The organism is Clostridium swellfunianum, from assembly GCF_023656515.1.
GTDB classification, from domain to species: Bacteria; Bacillota; Clostridia; order Clostridiales; family Clostridiaceae; genus Clostridium_AT; species Clostridium_AT swellfunianum.
On the sequence record NZ_JAMOFV010000006.1, the window covers coordinates 630,229 to 648,586 of the forward strand.

An 18,358-nucleotide genomic window follows, 5' to 3' on the forward strand; every position below is an offset into this window, starting at 1 on the left:
CTTTGTTGTTGTATGTTCAAAATTTAGCCCCTAAGCGAGCCACGGAATCCCTTACTCCATAGTAGCTTCCAACTTTGCTTGCACTTTATCCCACTCAAGACCTTCATGACGGTTCATGTTTTTCTCAAAACGTTCTTTCAACTAGAGTTAGGGATTTGGATTTATTAATCATTTCTGCAACTTTTGCAAGTTCGTTGATATCGTTAAGAATCACTGGTTGCAAACAACAAGACGCCTAATTTTTCACTTCTTGTTATAGTTGTTAATGAAGAATAGAAGAAAATGATTCATTAAAACTTACTCTTACTTTCTTCTTTCGTATATAATAGCCTCATTATAATTTATTGCATGAAATATTTAATAAATATTATTTTAACACTAATCCTAATGTATGTTTATAATCGCCCATCATAGTGTCTAAGTAATAGCTCCCAATACTAATCGGAATTTCGTAAACTACTTCTCCCCTAACTTCAGAACCCGAAGACAGCTTACCATTTAAAGAGTGACTCTCTATTTGCGTATTCATGTAAATATGTTTATCTCTGTCGTACAACCTAAAGGTTGTCTTAGCATCGATATTGATATTTTTGGCATCACCGTAACCATCAGCAGGCTTTCCTTGTCCGGACATATTCTTAACAGATATGTCTAATACAAGGAATACTCTTCCTTCAGCAGCATTATGCCCGTTTAATGATGTATATGCCTGCACCGAATTTAATCTATAGTTTATAACATCAACTATATTCCATTTATTTAAGAAAAATTGACCTTTATTTTTTATAGTATCATTAGTTATTGGCATCTTCTTATATGCCTCTGATGCAACGTTATAAGCTTCACTAGCATATTTACTCGAAGCACTAACCTTCCCCAAATATTCTATGGCTTTATCATATTGCTGATTTTTATAGGCCTCTACACCCTTCTTATAGTTATCTTCTGATTGATCCGTGGGGGTTGTAGCTTTACTATTTTCAGGCTGCTTTGGTGTATCACTATTTTTCTGGGTATTTGATGAAGCTTTAGTACCATCTATAATTGCATAATAATCTTTTTTAAGTACTTCATCATTTGAAAAATTCGAATCAACATAACTTTTTAACCTTTTCTTATCACTTTCAGTCAAATCCTTTTTTCTAACCATATCCTCAAACATACCAAGTTCATGAGGCGATAATTTATTAAATTTAGCGGATAGTATTCCCTTTTGTTCAGATGTGAGATTACTATTACCGCACCCAAAAAGTAAAAAACTTAATATTAAAATAATACCTAGTTTAAACTTCATAACCTTCAAACCTCCTAGAGTTTGTTTAGATTTATGTAGCGCCGCTAACTTACCTTAAACTGTATTCTACAAAATCACATAATATCCCGTTTCTTTAAAAAATTGAATTAGGGGGATACACTCATTATTCGTAATTTTCACGTTCCTCAGGTTCGTTGTTTTTTATTATAATCCCTGCAGCGCACTATTTCGGAATTTTCAATTAATTGTACCATATAATGTAAGATAGTGCATTATTGTACCTATACTATAAAGAAATAATTTAGTTAGGTTATTTCACAATGAATTCATATTGATAATTTGTTCCAGTTATCTCTATAATCAACCAATGAAATTCCACTCTTTATTCTATTAGTACTTTGATTATAATAATCTCTTTGCCATTCGCTTAAATTATTAAGCTTCCACTTTTTATATATTCCAATATAAACAATTAACTCTCTAAGTTTTAAGAATTCTGGAATTTTTTCAATCCAATAACTATCTAAATAGTTTTCACTATTGTATCCACTCATAAAATTACTCATAAATTTATCCGCCATTTCTTGACGTTCATTTATTGAATCATCTCCAAACACATATACAGTATAAAATAGTTGTATTGCTATATCTTCTACAAACCAACTATACTGACACTCATCAAAATCAAAAAGAGTTATTTGATTATCTGAAATACAAAAGTTACCTACGTTGATATCACCATGAATAAGTCCAAACGAATTTTGGTTACAATTTAGCAAATTTAACTTCTTCATTAGATCTTCATATGCATTTCTTATATTAATTTCAGTTTCGGGAACATACTTGTAGAGGTTTGTTAAATAATAGTTTTGAAACCAATTATTTCTTTTGATATTTGGAGAATTGTAGTTCTTAGATGCTTTATGAATTTTTCCTGTTATTTGACCTAACCGTTTAAACACTTCAACATTATTTAGATATTCTGGATATGCCATTTTTCTACCTGGTGCTTTCTCAAATAAAGTTGCAGTCATTTTAATTCCATCTCTATAAACTGTTTCCGTTAAATGTCCAGCTGTAGATTTTAGTGGTCTTGATAACGGAACTCCATGTTCAAAAAGATAAATACACCATTCAAGTTCACTTTTAATCATTTCTTCACTACGAGTAACAGAATCTGATATTCGAAAAATGTGCGGCTTGTCATTCTGAACAAACTCAAAAATTAAATTCTGGTAACCACCTGTAATGGACTCTAAGTCATCATGTCTTATAGCATATCTCTCCGCTAATTCGCTTATTATTTTTTTTATAATATCATCTCTAATATCCTTTTCCATATTGATTCCCCCTATTTTTATCTAGATATTTACACTAGTGTTCTTTGATATCTCAAATTAAATATCCTTGAATTAATGACGTATAACGTTTCGTATTGCCGACGCCGAGACACTTAGCCATACTTGGCTTGGTGTCACAGGTGTAGCTTGGCTATCCTTTCAAGTCAAGCTGAGCGGAAATATTTTGTTAAATGTAGTTTTAGCCACTGCACTTTGAATAGAACCTCTTATAATAAGCTTGAAATTTATTTCGTAGTTTAGGATTGTATATCAAAGATATGTTCATTTGGGAGGTTACTCAAGTTTTCTCAGCCCTTCAAAAAGCTCGTTATATGATTTTTGATTTTTGCATCTGCCATATGACAGCTCTTTATTATCACCAAACTCAAGAAGAAAGCACTTTGCCAATTCTTCTACTGTTTGTTCCAATGATATAAAGAATTGATTATATGCAAAATCATACGCTGATGTTCCTTTTTCAAAATTAGCAGTAATTAGAGATTCTGTAACTTGGTCAAGTGGGTACATTTTTAAATGAAACAACTCGTGAACAATTACTTCTTCAAGGTTTTCTTGTTTGGGATTAGCTCTATTGAGAAGCAGAACAGCTTTTCTATCATCACAATCAATCTTTATGTCTCCTGTTTTTCTCCAGTTAAAATCATCAACAAATTCAAGTCGAATATCCCAGTATGGAGATACCCTCAATTTCTTGCACCAAAATTCAAATGATTGGAATACTTTATTCTCATCACCTTTCATTTTTTTACCTCATTAAATATATAATTAGCTCGAAATTTAATACTATTACGTCTTATAAGAAAGTTGTGAATTAATTCTTGTTTATTATGTGAAAGAATAAAGTTCATCACTTTTTCCTATTTCATAATGACACTCAATTATTTCACCAGGTGCAATTCTTTCTGCATATGTCAATGTTCTTATAACCATTTCATGGCATACCATTATCACTTTATTATAATTAGCGTACTTATCAGCAACCTTTTTAACTCTACTTCTTAATGAATTTAAGTCTTCCCATCGTCTTGTCTCTCCGTTAGGATAGATACCTTTATGATTATTAAAATCTTTTGTTAAGTCTAAACATTCTTCAAATGCACGTAATTGAAAGGTTAAATCAGGCATCCATTCATGTAAGTCCATCTCTACTGTTATATCAATATTTGTCTTTTGAGAAATAATTGCAGCAGTCTGTAAAGCCCTTGTATATGGGGAAGATACAATAATATCTGCACTTTTTAATCTCGGGTCTAATGCTGTTGCCAATGCTTGTGCTATACCTTCTTTTGATAAAGGCGCCAAATCTTTGCCATGTCCTATATATCCTCTTTCATTACATGGGCTATAATCTGGTTGTCCATGTCTAACTAAATAAAATTGTGCCATATAACATCCTCCATTTAATTCGCATTTGTTTACTATTACGTCTTAAAAGAAAACTGTTCATTATATTAATCATTATTAGTCTTTTTCTTATCATTATTTATAATTTTTTTATGATTGAGATAAGCATTGATAAACATTAAAATGCTTGCGATCATACTTAAAACAATCGAAGGTGTTGATTTCTTGTCTGATACGTTAAGCATAAAAGATATTAAGAAACAAAATCCTGAAAATAAGCATAAATTACGAGATAATTTTAAATTCTTCACAAAAATCCCCCCATATGTTTTGTTGCACAATAATTCACAACTATTCATTACTATTGTATCTTAATTACAAAAACAATTCCAATATTTTCAAAGATTTATGTACTGAACTATAACTTTTATAAGCATTTTGCAGATGTAATAAATTTATTACAAGTGTTTTTTGTGCTGCAAAAACCTATGTAAAAATCAATGTATTTTATATATAAAATAGCCTTAATGCTCTGATATAAGCCAAAATAAAAAAAGTGCAAAAACTCAAAACTGTAGGCAAAAACGCCTACAATTTTGAGTTTTGCACCCTTAAAGCTTAAATCATTACTATAAGCAAGAGTATTTTATCTATATTTTCAAATTGACTTTATATGCTACTATCTTCAGTTTTTCTTTTTGAATATTTTAAAATAGTGATACCCTCTTCTATAACATACTCATATAGATGCAGCTTTATTGTCGGATTATTTCCTAAAAATAAAGGTCTTCCTTTGCCTAAAATTATTGGAACTATTCCAATAATATATTCATCGATAATATCAGCTTTAACAAAACTATCTATAAGCTTTCCACCACCAAATAGGAATATATCCTTACCTTCCTTTTCTTTTTCTTCTTGTATTATCTTAACTATATCTCCGCTTATAAAATGGAGATTATCCTGATTTTCAAGTTTTTGTGATGTTGCTACATATACTTTTTTATTTTTATATTCATTATGCATATTTTGGTCATAACAATTTTTGCCCATAACTACTATGTCAACATCTTCTAGAAATTTATCAAAATTGAGCTTGTTTTCAGTGTTTAATGCAGCGTCCCCATCTCCAACTATCCAGTCATAGCTGCCATCCTCTGATGCAATATAACCATCCAAACTTACTGCTAAATGTAAAATAACTTTTCTTTTCATATTATATTCCTCCTATAATCTAAGGCTATATTTTATTGTTATTATTGTTTGATTCATAATTAATTATAAGCTATAATAGTTGACATCCTATGTCATATAACAGGAGGAAATTTATGAGAGCAGACAGATTAATTTCTATACTGATGCTATTGCAAATAAATAAAAAATTAACTGCTTCTGAATTAGCAGAAAAACTTGAGGTTTCTATAAGAACTATTTACAGAGATATTGATGCACTTAGCGGTATTGGAGTTCCTATTGCTGCTGAGAAAGGTGTAAATGGCGGAATAACTCTTCTAGGAGACTATAAAACCTCACTTACCGGAATAAACAAAAACGAGCTTATGTCTCTATTAATTCCAACTAGTGATAAAATTTTAGAGGATTTAGGCGTGGAAAACCTTAAATATTCTACACTTCTTAAAATTTTAGGAGATTCTGCCCCTAATGAAGTAAAAGAAATCGAAAATATTCAAAATTACATTTATATAGATATGCATACTTGGAACAAGACTAACACTACAGTAAATACAGATATTCTTTCTATATTACAAAATGCTATATGGAACTCTAAATCATTAAAGATACTCTACAGAAAAGCAAATGAAACAAAAGAAGTAGATGTAAATCCACTTGGCTTGGTTTGCAAGCGAAGCATTTGGTATTTAGTTGCTATAAACAACGACATAATTAAAACCTATAAGGTTACCTCTATTGAGTCTGCATTCTTAATGGATTATACCTTTGTTAGGCCAGAGGACTTTAATCTTAAAAGCTACTGGAACACTTCTACCAGCAATTTTAAAAGCTTAATTCCTAAACATACTTTTACCTTCAAAATTAACCCTAATATCTTAAATCCTATAAAAGAAAGACAATTCATAACTATTACTGAAACTATTGTTAAAGATAATGAAATTTATCTTAAAATAACTTTTGAAGCAATATGGCAGGGCATAGAATTTGCTTTTGGATATGGCAAGGATATTGAAATTATTGAACCTATTGAAGCTATCCTTGAAATTAAGAAAAAAGCACTAGAAGTTGTTGCTTTATATTAAAAAAGTTTGACCTGAAATGGCAATTGGCCACCTCAGGTCAAACTTTGTAAATTATTTACTCTAAGCTCATCTTAGCCTTTGTAGCATTGAATTCCTGCTTTACTTCAAGCAGTTTACTAGCATCATCAATTAAGTCAAAAGCAGTTCCTGCTAATATTTTAGCTGCATATATCACTGCTGCATGACCCCTTTCTGATTTACCATCATCTAAAAATTCCTGTGAGTGAGATGAGGCATTTTCATCTACAAAAGAAATTCTTATGCATGAACCAGGTATAACGTACATAACATTACCGAAATCTGAAGAGCCTGTCTTCTCTCTAGCCGGCTTGATATTAGGTGCATTTATTAATTTAGCATTATTCATGACAACATCATTTAAGCTATATACCGGCACCTTGCTATCAAGGTCTTTCTCTCTTATAATCTCATAGGTAGTTCCTGTCATTAGTGCTGCACCCTTCACAATATCTTCAAAGCGTGATATTACAGATTTTAAGTATGAAGAATTATAGGATCTTAAGCTGAAGGAACCAGCTGCGGTTTTAGGTACAACATTATTAGGGCCTCCTGCATCAACTACTGTATAATGCATTCTTGTATCCTCAAGCACGTGCTCTCTTAAAAATTCAACTGCGTGGAAGGTTAACAACAGTGCATCTAATGCACTTCTACCTTGCTCCGGCTTCAATGCAGCATGTGCGCTTTTGCCATGATAGATTACTTTGATGCTGCTGGCAGCTAAGGACTTAACATCTACCTGAGTTGCAGGGCCTCCATGGGCCATAAGTGCAACATCTAATTCTTTAATATAGCCTTCATTCAGCATTTTTATCTTTCCACCGCCGCCTTCTTCCGCGGGAGTTCCGTAAACAATTAATTTATAGGGTTTACCCTTATATAATTCTTTTAGTGCTATTGCAGCCCCAACTATTGCAGGTCCCTGCAAATGATGTGCGCATCCATGTCCCATAGGCAATGCATCATATTCACACAAAAGCCCTATATTAGGTCCGCCAGTTCCGTTTTCATACACAGCCTTAAATGCTGTATCCAAGCTTCCCAAGCCTCTCTCAACAGTAAAACCATTTTTCTCTAAGTAATCTTCAAGCAGCTTACTAGCCTTATATTCCTTAAAGGCAAGCTCTGGATTATCAAAAATATAATCAGCCATAGCTATTAAATCACTGCTTCTATCATCGATATTCTTAAATAAATTCTCTTTCAATCTAATCTCCCCTTACATAGGACCATAATTTATTATTTGTGCAACTACCATTAAAACGCATCCAACTCCTACCCATATAAGGAATAGTCTCCACATAAATTTCATCCATCTGTCATATGGTATATTTGCTGCGCCAAGTATACCCATAAGTGCTGTTGATGTAGGCAGAACATAGTTTCCAAAGCCATCACCGAAGTTAAAGGCTAAAACTGCTGACTGTCTTGTAAGGCCTACAAGGTCTGCTAAAGGTACAAATAGAGGCATAACAGTATTTGCTAGTCCACTTCCTGAAGTTATAAATAAATTCATTATGAGGTTTGCTATATACATCGCCGCTCCCTGTACATAAGATGGTAAAAATCCTAACACCTGAGCCATGCCATAAATACATGTATCCATTATTTTACCTTCAGTTAGTACACTTGAAACTGAACGAGCTAGTCCTATAATAAGTGCTGCACCTATCATTTTTTTAGCTCCCTCTACCATGCATTTAGCAATCTTGCTTGGTGTAAAGCCAGCAAGAACACCCGCTGCTATACCCATCCAAATAAATACTGAAGCAGTTTCTTTTAAATCCCAATCAAGTTTTACTCCACCATAAACTATGACACCAAGAAATACAAACAGTGTAGTTATTACGAGCCACTTTCTTGTATCCATTGGCTTGTTAAATTCTTCAGCTTCAGACTTGTTTGTTTCATTAACTAAGTCCAAGTCGTACATTACACTTAATTCTGGATTAACCCTTATTTTCTTTGCGTATCTGATAAGATAAATATTAGTTACTATATAGAACACAACAAAGCAAAAAGCTCTGTAGCCTATGCCTGAATATGGTGCCAAACCCGCTATATTCTGGGCAACAATAGTAGTGTTGACATTCAAGGTTCCTGTTGAAAATCCTACGGCACCACCTAAAAGTATAATTCCGGCTCCTACAACAGAGTCAAAGCCTAAGGACCTAGCGAACATTACCATTACTGGAGCAAAGCCTATAAAGGTATTAACTCCTTGGGTTGTACAAATTAAACCAAATATCAAAGTAACTATAGGAATAAATATTGTTTCCTTTGATGCAAACTTTCTTGAAACCATGGCAATAAGCGACTGCAGTGCACCACTGGCTACGATTACATTGAAGGCCGCTCCCGAGAGCAAAATAACAAAAATAAGATCTGCTGTGCCAATGTAACCGCTAATTGCAAAATAACCTAGTTTAAAAAAGTTAACAGGTGATCTAGCTATAAGCTTAAAGGATAGGGGGTCAATTACTTGTTTTCCAGCAGCATTTTTTATTCTGGCATATTCCCCTGCTGGTATTATCCAGGTAGCAATGACTGCTGCCACTACAATGAATGCAATAACTACTAATGAGTGCGGCATTTTAAAGCTTTTTTTCTTTTTTACATCCTGTACTATCTTGGTATCGCTCATCCAAGTAACACTCCTTTATACTTTATGAATTAGCGTATATGGCCATATAGCTTACTGTAATTATACTGGTGCAATATTTCACTGTAAACGTTTGAAAAGTTATAAAAAGTATAAGCTAAACTTATACTTTTTCACTAAATATATTTTTTATTGAATTAACGATTTCCTCGAAGTTTGTAATTGTTGCTGAAACCTTTGAATAAGCTATAACTAATTCTGAATTTACTCCATTGTGCGGCACCTTATAGTATTCCACATTTTTTATATGTGACATATAGTTTATATAACTAGCTCGGTTAAAACCAACTCCAAAGTTTGCTGAAACCAGATTCATAATGGTTTCAATATTTCTTATTTCCATAATTTTTTTAGGAACCATTCTTTCTTTTTCAAACAAAATATCACTAACTTCTCTTAAACTCTGCCCCTTCTGAGGCAAAATAAAGGTTTCTTCCTTTAAATCCTTAAAATCTATATATTGAAAATCACCATTTTCCTCCCATTTTGCCATTCTTCTAAGCTTGCTAGTTGAATTAACAGCCAGGAATAAATTATCATCTAAAATATGCACATAGTTTAAATCTTTTCTTCTTTTCATGCAGCTATAAATGAGTATATCCACTTCATCATTGGCCATCATAGCTTCAAGCACAGCTGTATTTGATTCTTTAAATTCCAATTCTATGCCTGGATAGTTGTCTCTAAAATAACCCGCAATTTGAGCTACAATATATGGGGAGCGTCTCAGCTGTACTCCTACTCTTAACCTTCCAATACTGCCATTTAACAGATTCTGCAGTTCTATTTTAAACTCCCGTTCCAGCAAAAGCATTTCCTTTGCCTTCTCAACATACTTCTCACCTAAATAGGTAAGTGCATAAAAATTATCTTTTCTTATAAATAATTTAGTGCCTAAATTCTTTTCTAAATTGCTGATATACTGGCTTAAGGCAGGCTGGGAAAGAAATAACTTTTTTGCTGCCTTTGAAATACTTCCTTGCTCAGCTAAAGTACAGATATAGAGTTGTTCCTTTAAATTCATATTATCTCCCCCCTATATAAGTTAAACAAATATTGGATATAACAAATACATATACTGCTGCTAAATTAAGTTCTGCAATAATTAAATTCTGCATAGTTTTCGATATTCCTTCAAAGATTGCATATTTATTTATAGGAACAATTTATATGGTTAACCATATAACCATTTAGCCATATAACCATTTATAGATAAAATAGGCTTAAAAATTAATACAGGAGGTTTAGAAGTGAAACAGAAAATAGACAAATTTGATCTTGGCGATGACGAGGAAATTGAAGAGGATGGCTTTATTGAAGCTCCTATTGGCAAACCCGTAGCAAGCTTTGACTTTATGGCGGAGGCTGTGAAGCCTCCCCTCATTGACAACAGAAGGTTTAGACTCTCTGCCAATGTGCCTACTCCTTTAATTGACGGTGAAGGCTTTGATATAAAAAGAACCTACAAGCTCAGAGAATCTACAGCAAGAATGCTCAATGAAATAAAGGCAGTGCACCCAGATGTGAATGTTTATATGAATACTATTGTAGACGCGGCAATAAGGCATTATTATGAATTTATTTTCTCAAAACAGGAGAGTATTTAGATAGTTGGCTAGGTTTAAGAATAGCGTTGAAATCATGCACGTTATTTGTTCTCTAGGAAAAAGTTCGCTGCACATATAAGACTAAGACTTCTTTTATATAACTCTGCTAAAATTTTTAAACTCGCTTCTCTCAAACAGTAAAAATTTCTTAACGCAGAATTACATAAAAGAAGTCAAGTCTTATTGATGTTCGCTCAATGTTTTCTACGAGAACAAATAACATGCTTACTTCAACACAGTTATTAATCATATGCAAATAATTTATACTAAGTTTTTCTGATAATGTTATAATAAATATTATGCAAAAATAACTTTATGGGGGTTATGAAATGAATTTAGAACAATTCAAAAGCTATTGCCTGAGCAAAAAAGGAGTATCCGAAGCCTTTCCCTTCGACGAAGAGACCTTGGTGCTTAAGGTTGGCTCAAAGATGTTTGCCTTAACAAACATCAACAAGCCTATTCTTGAAGTTAACCTAAAATGCGATCCTTTCATGTCCCAGGATTTAAGAAAAGAATACAGCTCCATAAAGCCCGGCTACCACATGAACAAAACCCATTGGAACACCGTAACCGTTGATGGAACTGTACCAGAAGATAAATTGCTATTTTTAATCGATTTGTCCTATGACTTGGTTTTTAAAAGTCTTAAGAAGAGTGAAAAGCTAGCAGTGGAGAAGCGGTAGAGGCTTTGCTGCTGGCTTGGGGGCTTTGCAAGGATTTATAGCGTAGAGTATTTAGTCTATGGTAGTCGTTTGCTTCAACCTTCTTAAGACAAATCTAATGATCTTTTTTTAGAAATTATGATTTATGAACTCTGTATAACTGCTAATTAAATTAGAGCCAGCAATAGCTTATATACTGGCTTCTGTTTTCATCAAAAGTGAAGCCTTGTTTTTTAAATTCCTGAAGCAAAAATTTATCTACAGCATAGGGTGATTTTGATTTTAACTCATTAATTAATTCTGTATTGATAGAAGCCTTGTAGTCCTTAAATAGTATTTCATATTCATCTTTCAATTTAGTATTTACTTTTACTTCCTCTTCAAATTCCTTTGATAGCGCTTCAGCAACAACTTGTATAAACCTCTCTGCACTCATATTCTTTGACATATAACCTCTAATATAACCTGTACTATTCATTACTTATACCTCTCATTTCAATTTATTTTAGTTTTTTAAGCAAATAAAAAATCTTCTTACCCTAAGATAAGAAGATATCAATTCATCATAGTATCCACCTCCTTATCGCTGTTAGCAGAACCACCTTACTTAATAAGCAGGTTGGTATAGGGTCAACGAGCTAACTCTCTACCCTAACTCTTGATATTTGAGTGATGTATTTAGTTTTTAAATGGAGTTAATTTATTCCATTATTTAGATTTTACCATGTATTTTTAAAATTATCAATACGAATTATTTATATCCAAGCTTCTTCATCATAGCAGCAGTTCCTATAGTTTGTGTATTAATTAGCACATAATTGGTTTCTGAAGGTATATCAGGATTATTAATTTGGTTTAAATATTCTATGTACACCTCCATAAGCTTACCTATAATACTCTCGTATTCATTTTTATCAATATCAAGCAACTTCATTGCAAGTAAAATCTCACTGATATCAACCTTAAAACTTAAATTTTCAAATGAAGTTAAACTATTATTCCACTCGGAAGCAGATATTACCCCGAAGGCAAAAGCAAATCTCATAGCATTATAAACCCCAGTGGTATATTCGGACACAGGTATTTTCTTCATATAATCTGAATGAAAAATGGCACTTACATTATCCTTATAACTAGCTACAATTTCCGGTGAGTATGGTAAACCCTCAAATGTATCTATAATTCCTAATGAAACCATTGAGTTCACCATTTTCTGTGTTAAACTTAAATTCTGCTTTTTCTTTTTAAAAAAATTCATTACAACCCTTCCCCCAAACATTGATTTCAAACTTTATACTTATGCATTTTTTAAACTTTTACTTTGTGTCTAATTAATAATACTTGATAATTCACTATGCATTTAAACTGCTTCATCTAGATTATCACTAATAGCCTCAATAATTCCATTGTATAGATATCTCTCTAAATTATATTTATTGCCCCCTATTCTTTCGCTCCCGCTTCAATAAGCATATTATAGATATTTTCATAAATCTGATCATTATATTTGTTATAAAACTCATCATTCTTTAAGCGTAATATATTCATAAGAGGAGTCTTGCCAAATCTATCGTGAATATTTACATCTGCTCCAGAATTAATTAGCAGTCTACAAATCTCTTCATCTGCATAGTAGGTAGTAAAACAAAACAATGGAGTTTGTCCATTATCATTTTTAAGATTTACGTTTATACCATAATCAATTAGTAACTTACATATCTCAACCTTATTTTTTTTCTTATAAAATAAATCGTGTAATGCTGAGTGTTTATATTTATCTTGACTATTTACATCAACACCCATCTCAAGCAAATAGCTAATAAGTTCAATATTACATGTTCCTATAGCAATTAGCAGAAGAGATTGATTCTTATCATCACAAAAATCTAAGCACGCCCCATTTTCAATTAACAGCTTACAAACCTCTAAATGTCCTCTGCTTACTGCCCCAGCTATAGGTCTTGTTGTTATGCTGGATCCTTCTATACTGGCCCCAGCACCAATAAGTAGTTTAACTATATCAAGATGACCACTGGATGAAGCTGCATAGATTGGAGAGTCACTTCCGTTGCTGAATCCTTCTATATTCGCTCCAGCATCAATTAGCATCTTAACTATGTCTAGGTTACCACTAGATGAAGCGGTAGAAAGTATAGAGCTAAAGATATTTGCACCTTCATAATTAACATTGGCACCTTTTGCAATTAAGCACTTACACATTATTTCATTATTCGAAGATACCGCATAATGCAGCAATCTACCTAAGTAATCAACATGCAAATCTTTTACCATTGGTAGAGTCCTTTCAAAAATCTCTATGTTTCCAAGCCTTACAACCTCTTCTAACGTTTCTTTATCCGGGATCGCTCCATTTTTTAATAAGTAATCAAATAACTTCATATCTTTTGACCGAATCGCATAATTTAATGTAGTTGTACTTGGCTTTGCACCTGCCTTTATTAGAATACCGCATATCTCTTTATAACCCTTCGTTATAGCTAAAGCTATATTCCCAGAATCTACTTTTGCCCCATTCTTTATAAGTAATTCACAAATTTCTTTGTTCCCATTTGCAATAGCACAGTCCAGAGGTGTATACCGACCAGTTGTATAATCTAAATCCACCCCCTCAATTATTAATTCTCTACACTTTTCATAATCCTCTTCCTTTATAGCATTAATGAGGTATTCTGATCTCTCTTTTTTAAAGAACAAAACAATAAAATCTTCTTCTACTAAATTTTCTAATTCTACTAAATTTAATAATTTAAATATAAAGGGCGAATATTTTGTTCCAAAATACTTTTCCGTCAGCTTTAAGTCTTTATATAATCTTAAATCATTTTTTAAGATATCTATAGCATCCTTAATATACTGTTTATTTAACTTTATAGATTTATTATTAGTTATACTCTTAAAGACAACATAGCTTCCTTTAAAACTAGATATACTCATATCATTATACTTAAATTCAACTTCTAGTGCTTTATCAATTACCTTTTCCGTCTTTTTACTTGCATCGTCATATGTAACTTTGTCAAGCAACTGCCTTACTCGAACAACTTCTTTCTTCTTATATTCATATATAGCTGCTGGTCTTCCACCAGTTTCATAATACTTCGTGAAATATACATCTGTCATTCGTCCATCTTTAACTTTAAAGCTAAGGCTCCGACTCATGTCTTCATCACCTTCTTCGTATATATCCTCAAAGAAGTCATAATCTTCATCTTCTCCAAACGCATACATATAATTATCGCTGCCTAGTCCATTCTCATCAAAAATTTCCTCAACTATTTCTTCTTTTACTTTTCTTCCCTCATAAATTAGATATAACTTCTCCACACACCACGCCCCCTTACATATATTTACATATTTATTTTATCATAAAAAAAGCAACTACAACCATAATTATTAATATATGGTCGTAGCTACTTTTTATAGATTTAACTTATAATTATTCTAAACTATCTTTTCTATCAGATTATCAATACTTTGTACATCAATGCCACTGGAGCCAAACTCATAAGTAATAATCAAGTTTCCGCCTTCATTAATTGGCTTTATGCCATTTCTTTTATACAAACCCAATTTAGCATTCCACCTTCTCTTATAATTTTCATCATTCATTAACCCGCAGTGTTCCCAGTAATATTTGTCTCCATAATCATTTTCAAAAGTAAAGTCTGGATATTTAGTACTTCCGTTAAGCTTTAAAGGCTGTTCATAACTATAGCTTATTCCATGTGCAATAAGCCTCTCTGAAATTATAACTTCGGACTTGGACCTAAATAAATCACCCTTTGAGTTTCTGTGAACTAAATTAACATCTAAGAATGTATGCCTTTCCTCATTATATATTGGGTCAGGCTCAACAAACAAATTTGTTAATCTTTGTGCCGTTTCTGAAGAATTATCTAATGTATATTTTTTCAGCTCATGAATATTTTCCTGACATAGAAGTACAATCTTCTTTTTTTGCCTTGTTAGTGCTGTATAAATAAGTTCTCTAGACAAAATCCTACAGTTTTTAGGTATTACTAATATTACAGTATCAAACTGACTTCCCTGAGCCTTATGTACTGTAATTGAGTAGGCTAACTCTATTGGATTAGTGTCATTCTCATCTGAAAAATCTCTATAACTAAAACCATATTTTGCTCCAAGCTGAGATGAAAATTCGATATTTGTGAAATCCTTACTCTTAAAGCCATCTACTACAATACCTATCTCTCCATTAGCTAGATAACCTTTCCCCGCATCCTTGGGAAAACAATCTCTTCCGTGATTCATCACATTTATTACTTTATCTCCATAAACCACTTCATCATTGCCTATAGGTTTAGGTATTTTTCTTCTATTGCTCTTACTGTACTCCAATGTGCTGTTTCTAAAAGTATTATGTATCCAATGATTTATCGAATTACAGCCAAAGGCAGGGTTTCTTACTGGAGATAAAATTTGCCACTCTTCAATTTTCTCAGCTGAACCAAGATTAAAATAGGTTTTACCACTTACTTCTACTGCTCCAAGTGATTTATTGAAGCCGTTAATATCTTCCTCATTCTGAAGTTTAAGTTCTTCTATTAATACTTTCATCAGCTTATCATTAAAATCTTCCTCGCCATCAAATTCTACATAGTCAATATATTGAGTTGATTTCCTGCTTTCTAGTAAATCAAATATTTCATCTTCAGCTGGACTTAATAATTGTCCACTAAACCATCTTGCTAGAGCAATGTCATCCCTTTCCTCATCTTTATTATCCTCTTGTCTTTTTAAAACGGTAAGTTCACCACATAGGGAATCCTTTGTCTTTAAATACTCAACAATATCTACAAACGGTCTTCCAGCTCCTATAGGTGGTAATTGCCTTATGTCTCCAACAAATATGATTCTTTTTGCCTTCTTAATGCATTCTAAGAGAGCTGCCACCATATCAACTGTAAGCATAGATGCTTCATCAACAATAACAGTTCCATAGCTTCTTTCGTCAGACTTTCCCAGCATCTTATACCTGAAGGTTTTCCAGTCAAATCTTTTGCTTTTTGTTAAGAACTGAGCAATAGTATAAGCTTTTATATTAAGCTCTTTGCTAGCTTCCTCTATCCTAACTCTTGCTTTACCAGTAGGAGCTAAAAGTAATACCTCTTCATTTTTTATTTCATCAACTGACAAAAGAACATCAATAACAGAAGTTTTACCTGTACCGGCAGGTCCAATAAGAGTGGATATCTTGTTTTGAGAAAGAATATCTAAAGCCTTACTTTTTTCTTCTCTCCCTAATTTTTCATTTTCTCTTTTATACCCTCTTTGGAAATCCTCAAGCTTACCAAATTTCTTATCCATTATCCTGAACCAATTAAAATTTAGTTGATATTTTACTGATTTAGCTCTTTTCTCAATTACCGTTCTAATGAAAGTTTCCATACTATATAGCCTTTTTAATTGATAAGCCTTTGTTCCATTTTTTAGAGGTATTATGTATATTTCATCCTGGAAATAGCTTTCAACTGAATTAAGGATATCTTCATGTATAATACACTCTGGTCTTATAGATAGCCTTTCAAATCTTTGTCTTAACTGCTCAACTGGCAGCAAGGTGTGTCCTTCATCTGCTGTCCTTTCTAAAATCTCTATAATAAGTGCTCTTATTCTTCTTTTATCCAGACCGCTATCTAGATAAGATGGCTCTTCAAGTGGAAATTTATTAGCTATTGCTTCAAATGGAAATATACCCCTATCTATAGTTCCAATACTTATGGGATACTCGCCTTCTCTAGTTACCTCAAATATCCTATAAGGATTTTCAATAAGATCATCATCCTCACAGTTTATGCCTTGCTTCTGTCTATTTGTCTTATCAAGCAGCATTGCTGCTTCACTGCTACTTATTTCAAATCGGCTTAGAAGCTTAAGATACTTTTTTCTGTTATTTGGCATAGTCTTCCATATCTCACAAAGGAACTTAGGTATGCATTTTATAATATTTCCAGTTAAGTATTTGCTAGGGTTGTTAAAAACATAATTTAAATACTCCCATGGATCTTCGTCTTCATTTATTTTATCCTGAATGTCCTTAGCAACAATATTTCCTAGAGGAATTCCTAATGCACACAGAACAGAACCTAAGCCAGGATAGGCTCCTCTAAACCTCCAAATCTCTTCAAGTATTTTGTCAATCCATTTTATTTGATTCGAAAGGTCTATTTCTATATGTTGCTCAATAGTTTTTAATGTTTTTAAACAATTTAAAAGAGATTCAATAACGGTATCGTTACTCATATGTTCCGTTCCATAAGAGTACTCATCAAATTTGTCATCAGGAGCAAAGGCTACCATTTCTTTTATAGGAAAGTTAATATTTTTTTCTGCAAACTTTACAACTTCATCATAAGGCATTAAAAAACCATCCTTGAAGTCTGGTCTTATGGAATGTTCTATGTTTCTTTCCCAGAGGACAGACTTCATATCCTTATCCTCAGTATACTTGTATTCTACACATTCCCCTACCTTTAGCACTCTTCCAACTCCAATTATTACTCTTCTTGAATCCTCAACAAAGGGCACTTCTTTTGCGTAGAAAATACAAATGGATTCCTGTGGTTTAATGTGTCCAAAAAATGTATCAAGCAATTCCTTTTGATTTTCTCTTGCCTGAACCCAGCTTGTACTAAAACCTAAATTTGGTTCCCAATACTCGTCTAAATTTAAACCATATGAACTCTTGAACTCACCTAAATTACTCTTTAGCATCCATCTATATGGTACACCAACAGCTGAATATGGAGGATATTCAAACTCTGTAGGCAAAAAATGTTCATGTGTTTTTTTCTTCATAGAAGCATATGGATGAACCTTGCTTTTAACCAGGCTGAAATCAGCCATAAAGCTTCCTCTCTCACCAAGACAAGGAGGAATTTCATTTTCATCAAGTTCAGAGAAAGCCCTTCCTTTAATTTCATCTTCTTTGACTTCATCCTTACTAAGTAAAATATTTTTCAATCTTAAACATGCTAGGTTATTCTTAGGGTTTTCACATACACATCCCTTCCAGCCGCCGTCATGCCATGGAACTCTTAATGATACATGGCGTAAACGATATTTATCTTGCATTTGTCTCACCTCGAAAAATCAATATATACAAATTATACCACTACACAAAAA

Annotated in this window: 17 protein-coding genes; 3 read left to right on the forward strand and 14 right to left on the reverse strand. The window is 32.7% G+C overall.

Translation table 11 applies throughout. The features are described from left to right. Positions 1 to 51 precede the first annotated feature (51 nt). From NBE98_RS02980 to NBE98_RS03010, 7 genes are all read right to left on the reverse strand, one after another. A complete protein-coding gene (locus NBE98_RS02980; protein WP_284703593.1) occupies positions 52 to 141 on the reverse strand; it encodes a DUF4256 domain-containing protein in 90 nt (29 codons plus the stop codon). 226 nt (positions 142 to 367) lie between these two features. Continuing rightward, complete coding sequence (locus tag NBE98_RS02985) at positions 368 to 1,294, reverse strand: DUF4352 domain-containing protein (RefSeq protein WP_250812428.1); 927 nt, start codon at positions 1,292 to 1,294, stop codon at positions 368 to 370. A 287-nt stretch (positions 1,295 to 1,581) separates the two neighbouring features. Beyond that, a complete protein-coding gene (locus NBE98_RS02990; protein WP_250812430.1) occupies positions 1,582 to 2,595 on the reverse strand; it encodes a phosphotransferase enzyme family protein in 1,014 nt (337 codons plus the stop codon). A gap of 294 nt (positions 2,596 to 2,889) precedes the next feature. Continuing rightward, the gene (locus NBE98_RS02995; RefSeq protein WP_250812432.1) at positions 2,890 to 3,357 is read right to left on the reverse strand and encodes a hypothetical protein; all 468 of its coding nucleotides are present in this window, start codon (positions 3,355 to 3,357) and stop codon (positions 2,890 to 2,892) included. Positions 3,358 to 3,441: 84 nt separating this feature from the next. Then, positions 3,442 to 4,002, reverse strand: coding sequence for a histidine phosphatase family protein (locus tag NBE98_RS03000; RefSeq protein WP_250812435.1), 561 nt, complete (start codon positions 4,000 to 4,002; stop codon positions 3,442 to 3,444). Positions 4,003 to 4,067: 65 nt separating this feature from the next. After that, positions 4,068 to 4,271 (reverse strand): hypothetical protein, encoded by a 204-nt coding sequence (locus NBE98_RS03005; RefSeq protein WP_250812437.1) that lies wholly within the window; start codon positions 4,269 to 4,271, stop codon positions 4,068 to 4,070. Between the two features lie 358 nt (positions 4,272 to 4,629). Next, positions 4,630 to 5,175, reverse strand: a complete 546-nt coding sequence (locus tag NBE98_RS03010; RefSeq protein WP_250812439.1) for a dihydrofolate reductase family protein — start codon at positions 5,173 to 5,175, stop codon at positions 4,630 to 4,632. A gap of 113 nt (positions 5,176 to 5,288) precedes the next feature. On the opposite strand from NBE98_RS03010, the gene NBE98_RS03015 reads away from it, so the two are divergent. Further along, complete coding sequence (locus NBE98_RS03015; protein WP_250812443.1) at positions 5,289 to 6,236, forward strand: helix-turn-helix transcriptional regulator; 948 nt, start codon at positions 5,289 to 5,291, stop codon at positions 6,234 to 6,236. Between the two features lie 55 nt (positions 6,237 to 6,291). Here the strand turns inward: NBE98_RS03015 and NBE98_RS03020 are convergent, their stop codons facing one another. The 3 genes from NBE98_RS03020 to NBE98_RS03030 form a co-directional block, all read right to left on the reverse strand. Further along, the gene (locus NBE98_RS03020; RefSeq protein WP_250812445.1) at positions 6,292 to 7,464 is read right to left on the reverse strand and encodes a M20 family metallopeptidase; all 1,173 of its coding nucleotides are present in this window, start codon (positions 7,462 to 7,464) and stop codon (positions 6,292 to 6,294) included. 12 nt (positions 7,465 to 7,476) lie between these two features. Beyond that, the gene (locus NBE98_RS03025) at positions 7,477 to 8,901 is read right to left on the reverse strand and encodes a YfcC family protein (protein ID WP_250812447.1); all 1,425 of its coding nucleotides are present in this window, start codon (positions 8,899 to 8,901) and stop codon (positions 7,477 to 7,479) included. 121 nt (positions 8,902 to 9,022) lie between these two features. Then, positions 9,023 to 9,943 (reverse strand): LysR family transcriptional regulator, encoded by a 921-nt coding sequence (locus NBE98_RS03030; protein WP_250812449.1) that lies wholly within the window; start codon positions 9,941 to 9,943, stop codon positions 9,023 to 9,025. A 226-nt stretch (positions 9,944 to 10,169) separates the two neighbouring features. Between NBE98_RS03030 and NBE98_RS03035 the strand changes: the two genes are divergently transcribed. Then, positions 10,170 to 10,526: a hypothetical protein gene (locus tag NBE98_RS03035; RefSeq protein WP_250812453.1), complete on the forward strand. Its 357-nt coding sequence runs from the start codon at positions 10,170 to 10,172 to the stop codon at positions 10,524 to 10,526. A 329-nt stretch (positions 10,527 to 10,855) separates the two neighbouring features. Continuing rightward, positions 10,856 to 11,212 (forward strand): MmcQ/YjbR family DNA-binding protein, encoded by a 357-nt coding sequence (locus tag NBE98_RS03040; protein WP_250812455.1) that lies wholly within the window; start codon positions 10,856 to 10,858, stop codon positions 11,210 to 11,212. A gap of 151 nt (positions 11,213 to 11,363) precedes the next feature. On the opposite strand, the gene NBE98_RS03045 is transcribed toward NBE98_RS03040, so the two are convergent. The 4 genes from NBE98_RS03045 to NBE98_RS03060 all read right to left on the reverse strand — a co-directional run bounded on the left by NBE98_RS03045 (position 11,364) and on the right by NBE98_RS03060 (position 18,307). Next, a complete protein-coding gene (locus NBE98_RS03045; protein ID WP_250812458.1) occupies positions 11,364 to 11,669 on the reverse strand; it encodes a hypothetical protein in 306 nt (101 codons plus the stop codon). Between the two features lie 273 nt (positions 11,670 to 11,942). Then, on the reverse strand, positions 11,943 to 12,449 hold the full coding sequence (locus NBE98_RS03050; RefSeq protein WP_250812461.1) for a hypothetical protein: 507 nt from the start codon (positions 12,447 to 12,449) through the stop codon (positions 11,943 to 11,945). A 185-nt stretch (positions 12,450 to 12,634) separates the two neighbouring features. Beyond that, positions 12,635 to 14,536, reverse strand: a complete 1,902-nt coding sequence (locus tag NBE98_RS03055; RefSeq protein ID WP_250812463.1) for an ankyrin repeat domain-containing protein — start codon at positions 14,534 to 14,536, stop codon at positions 12,635 to 12,637. Positions 14,537 to 14,653: 117 nt separating this feature from the next. After that, entirely contained in the window at positions 14,654 to 18,307 is a 3,654-nt protein-coding gene (locus NBE98_RS03060; RefSeq protein WP_250812465.1) for an ATP-dependent DNA helicase, read from the reverse strand. Between the last annotated feature and the right edge of the window lie 51 nt (positions 18,308 to 18,358).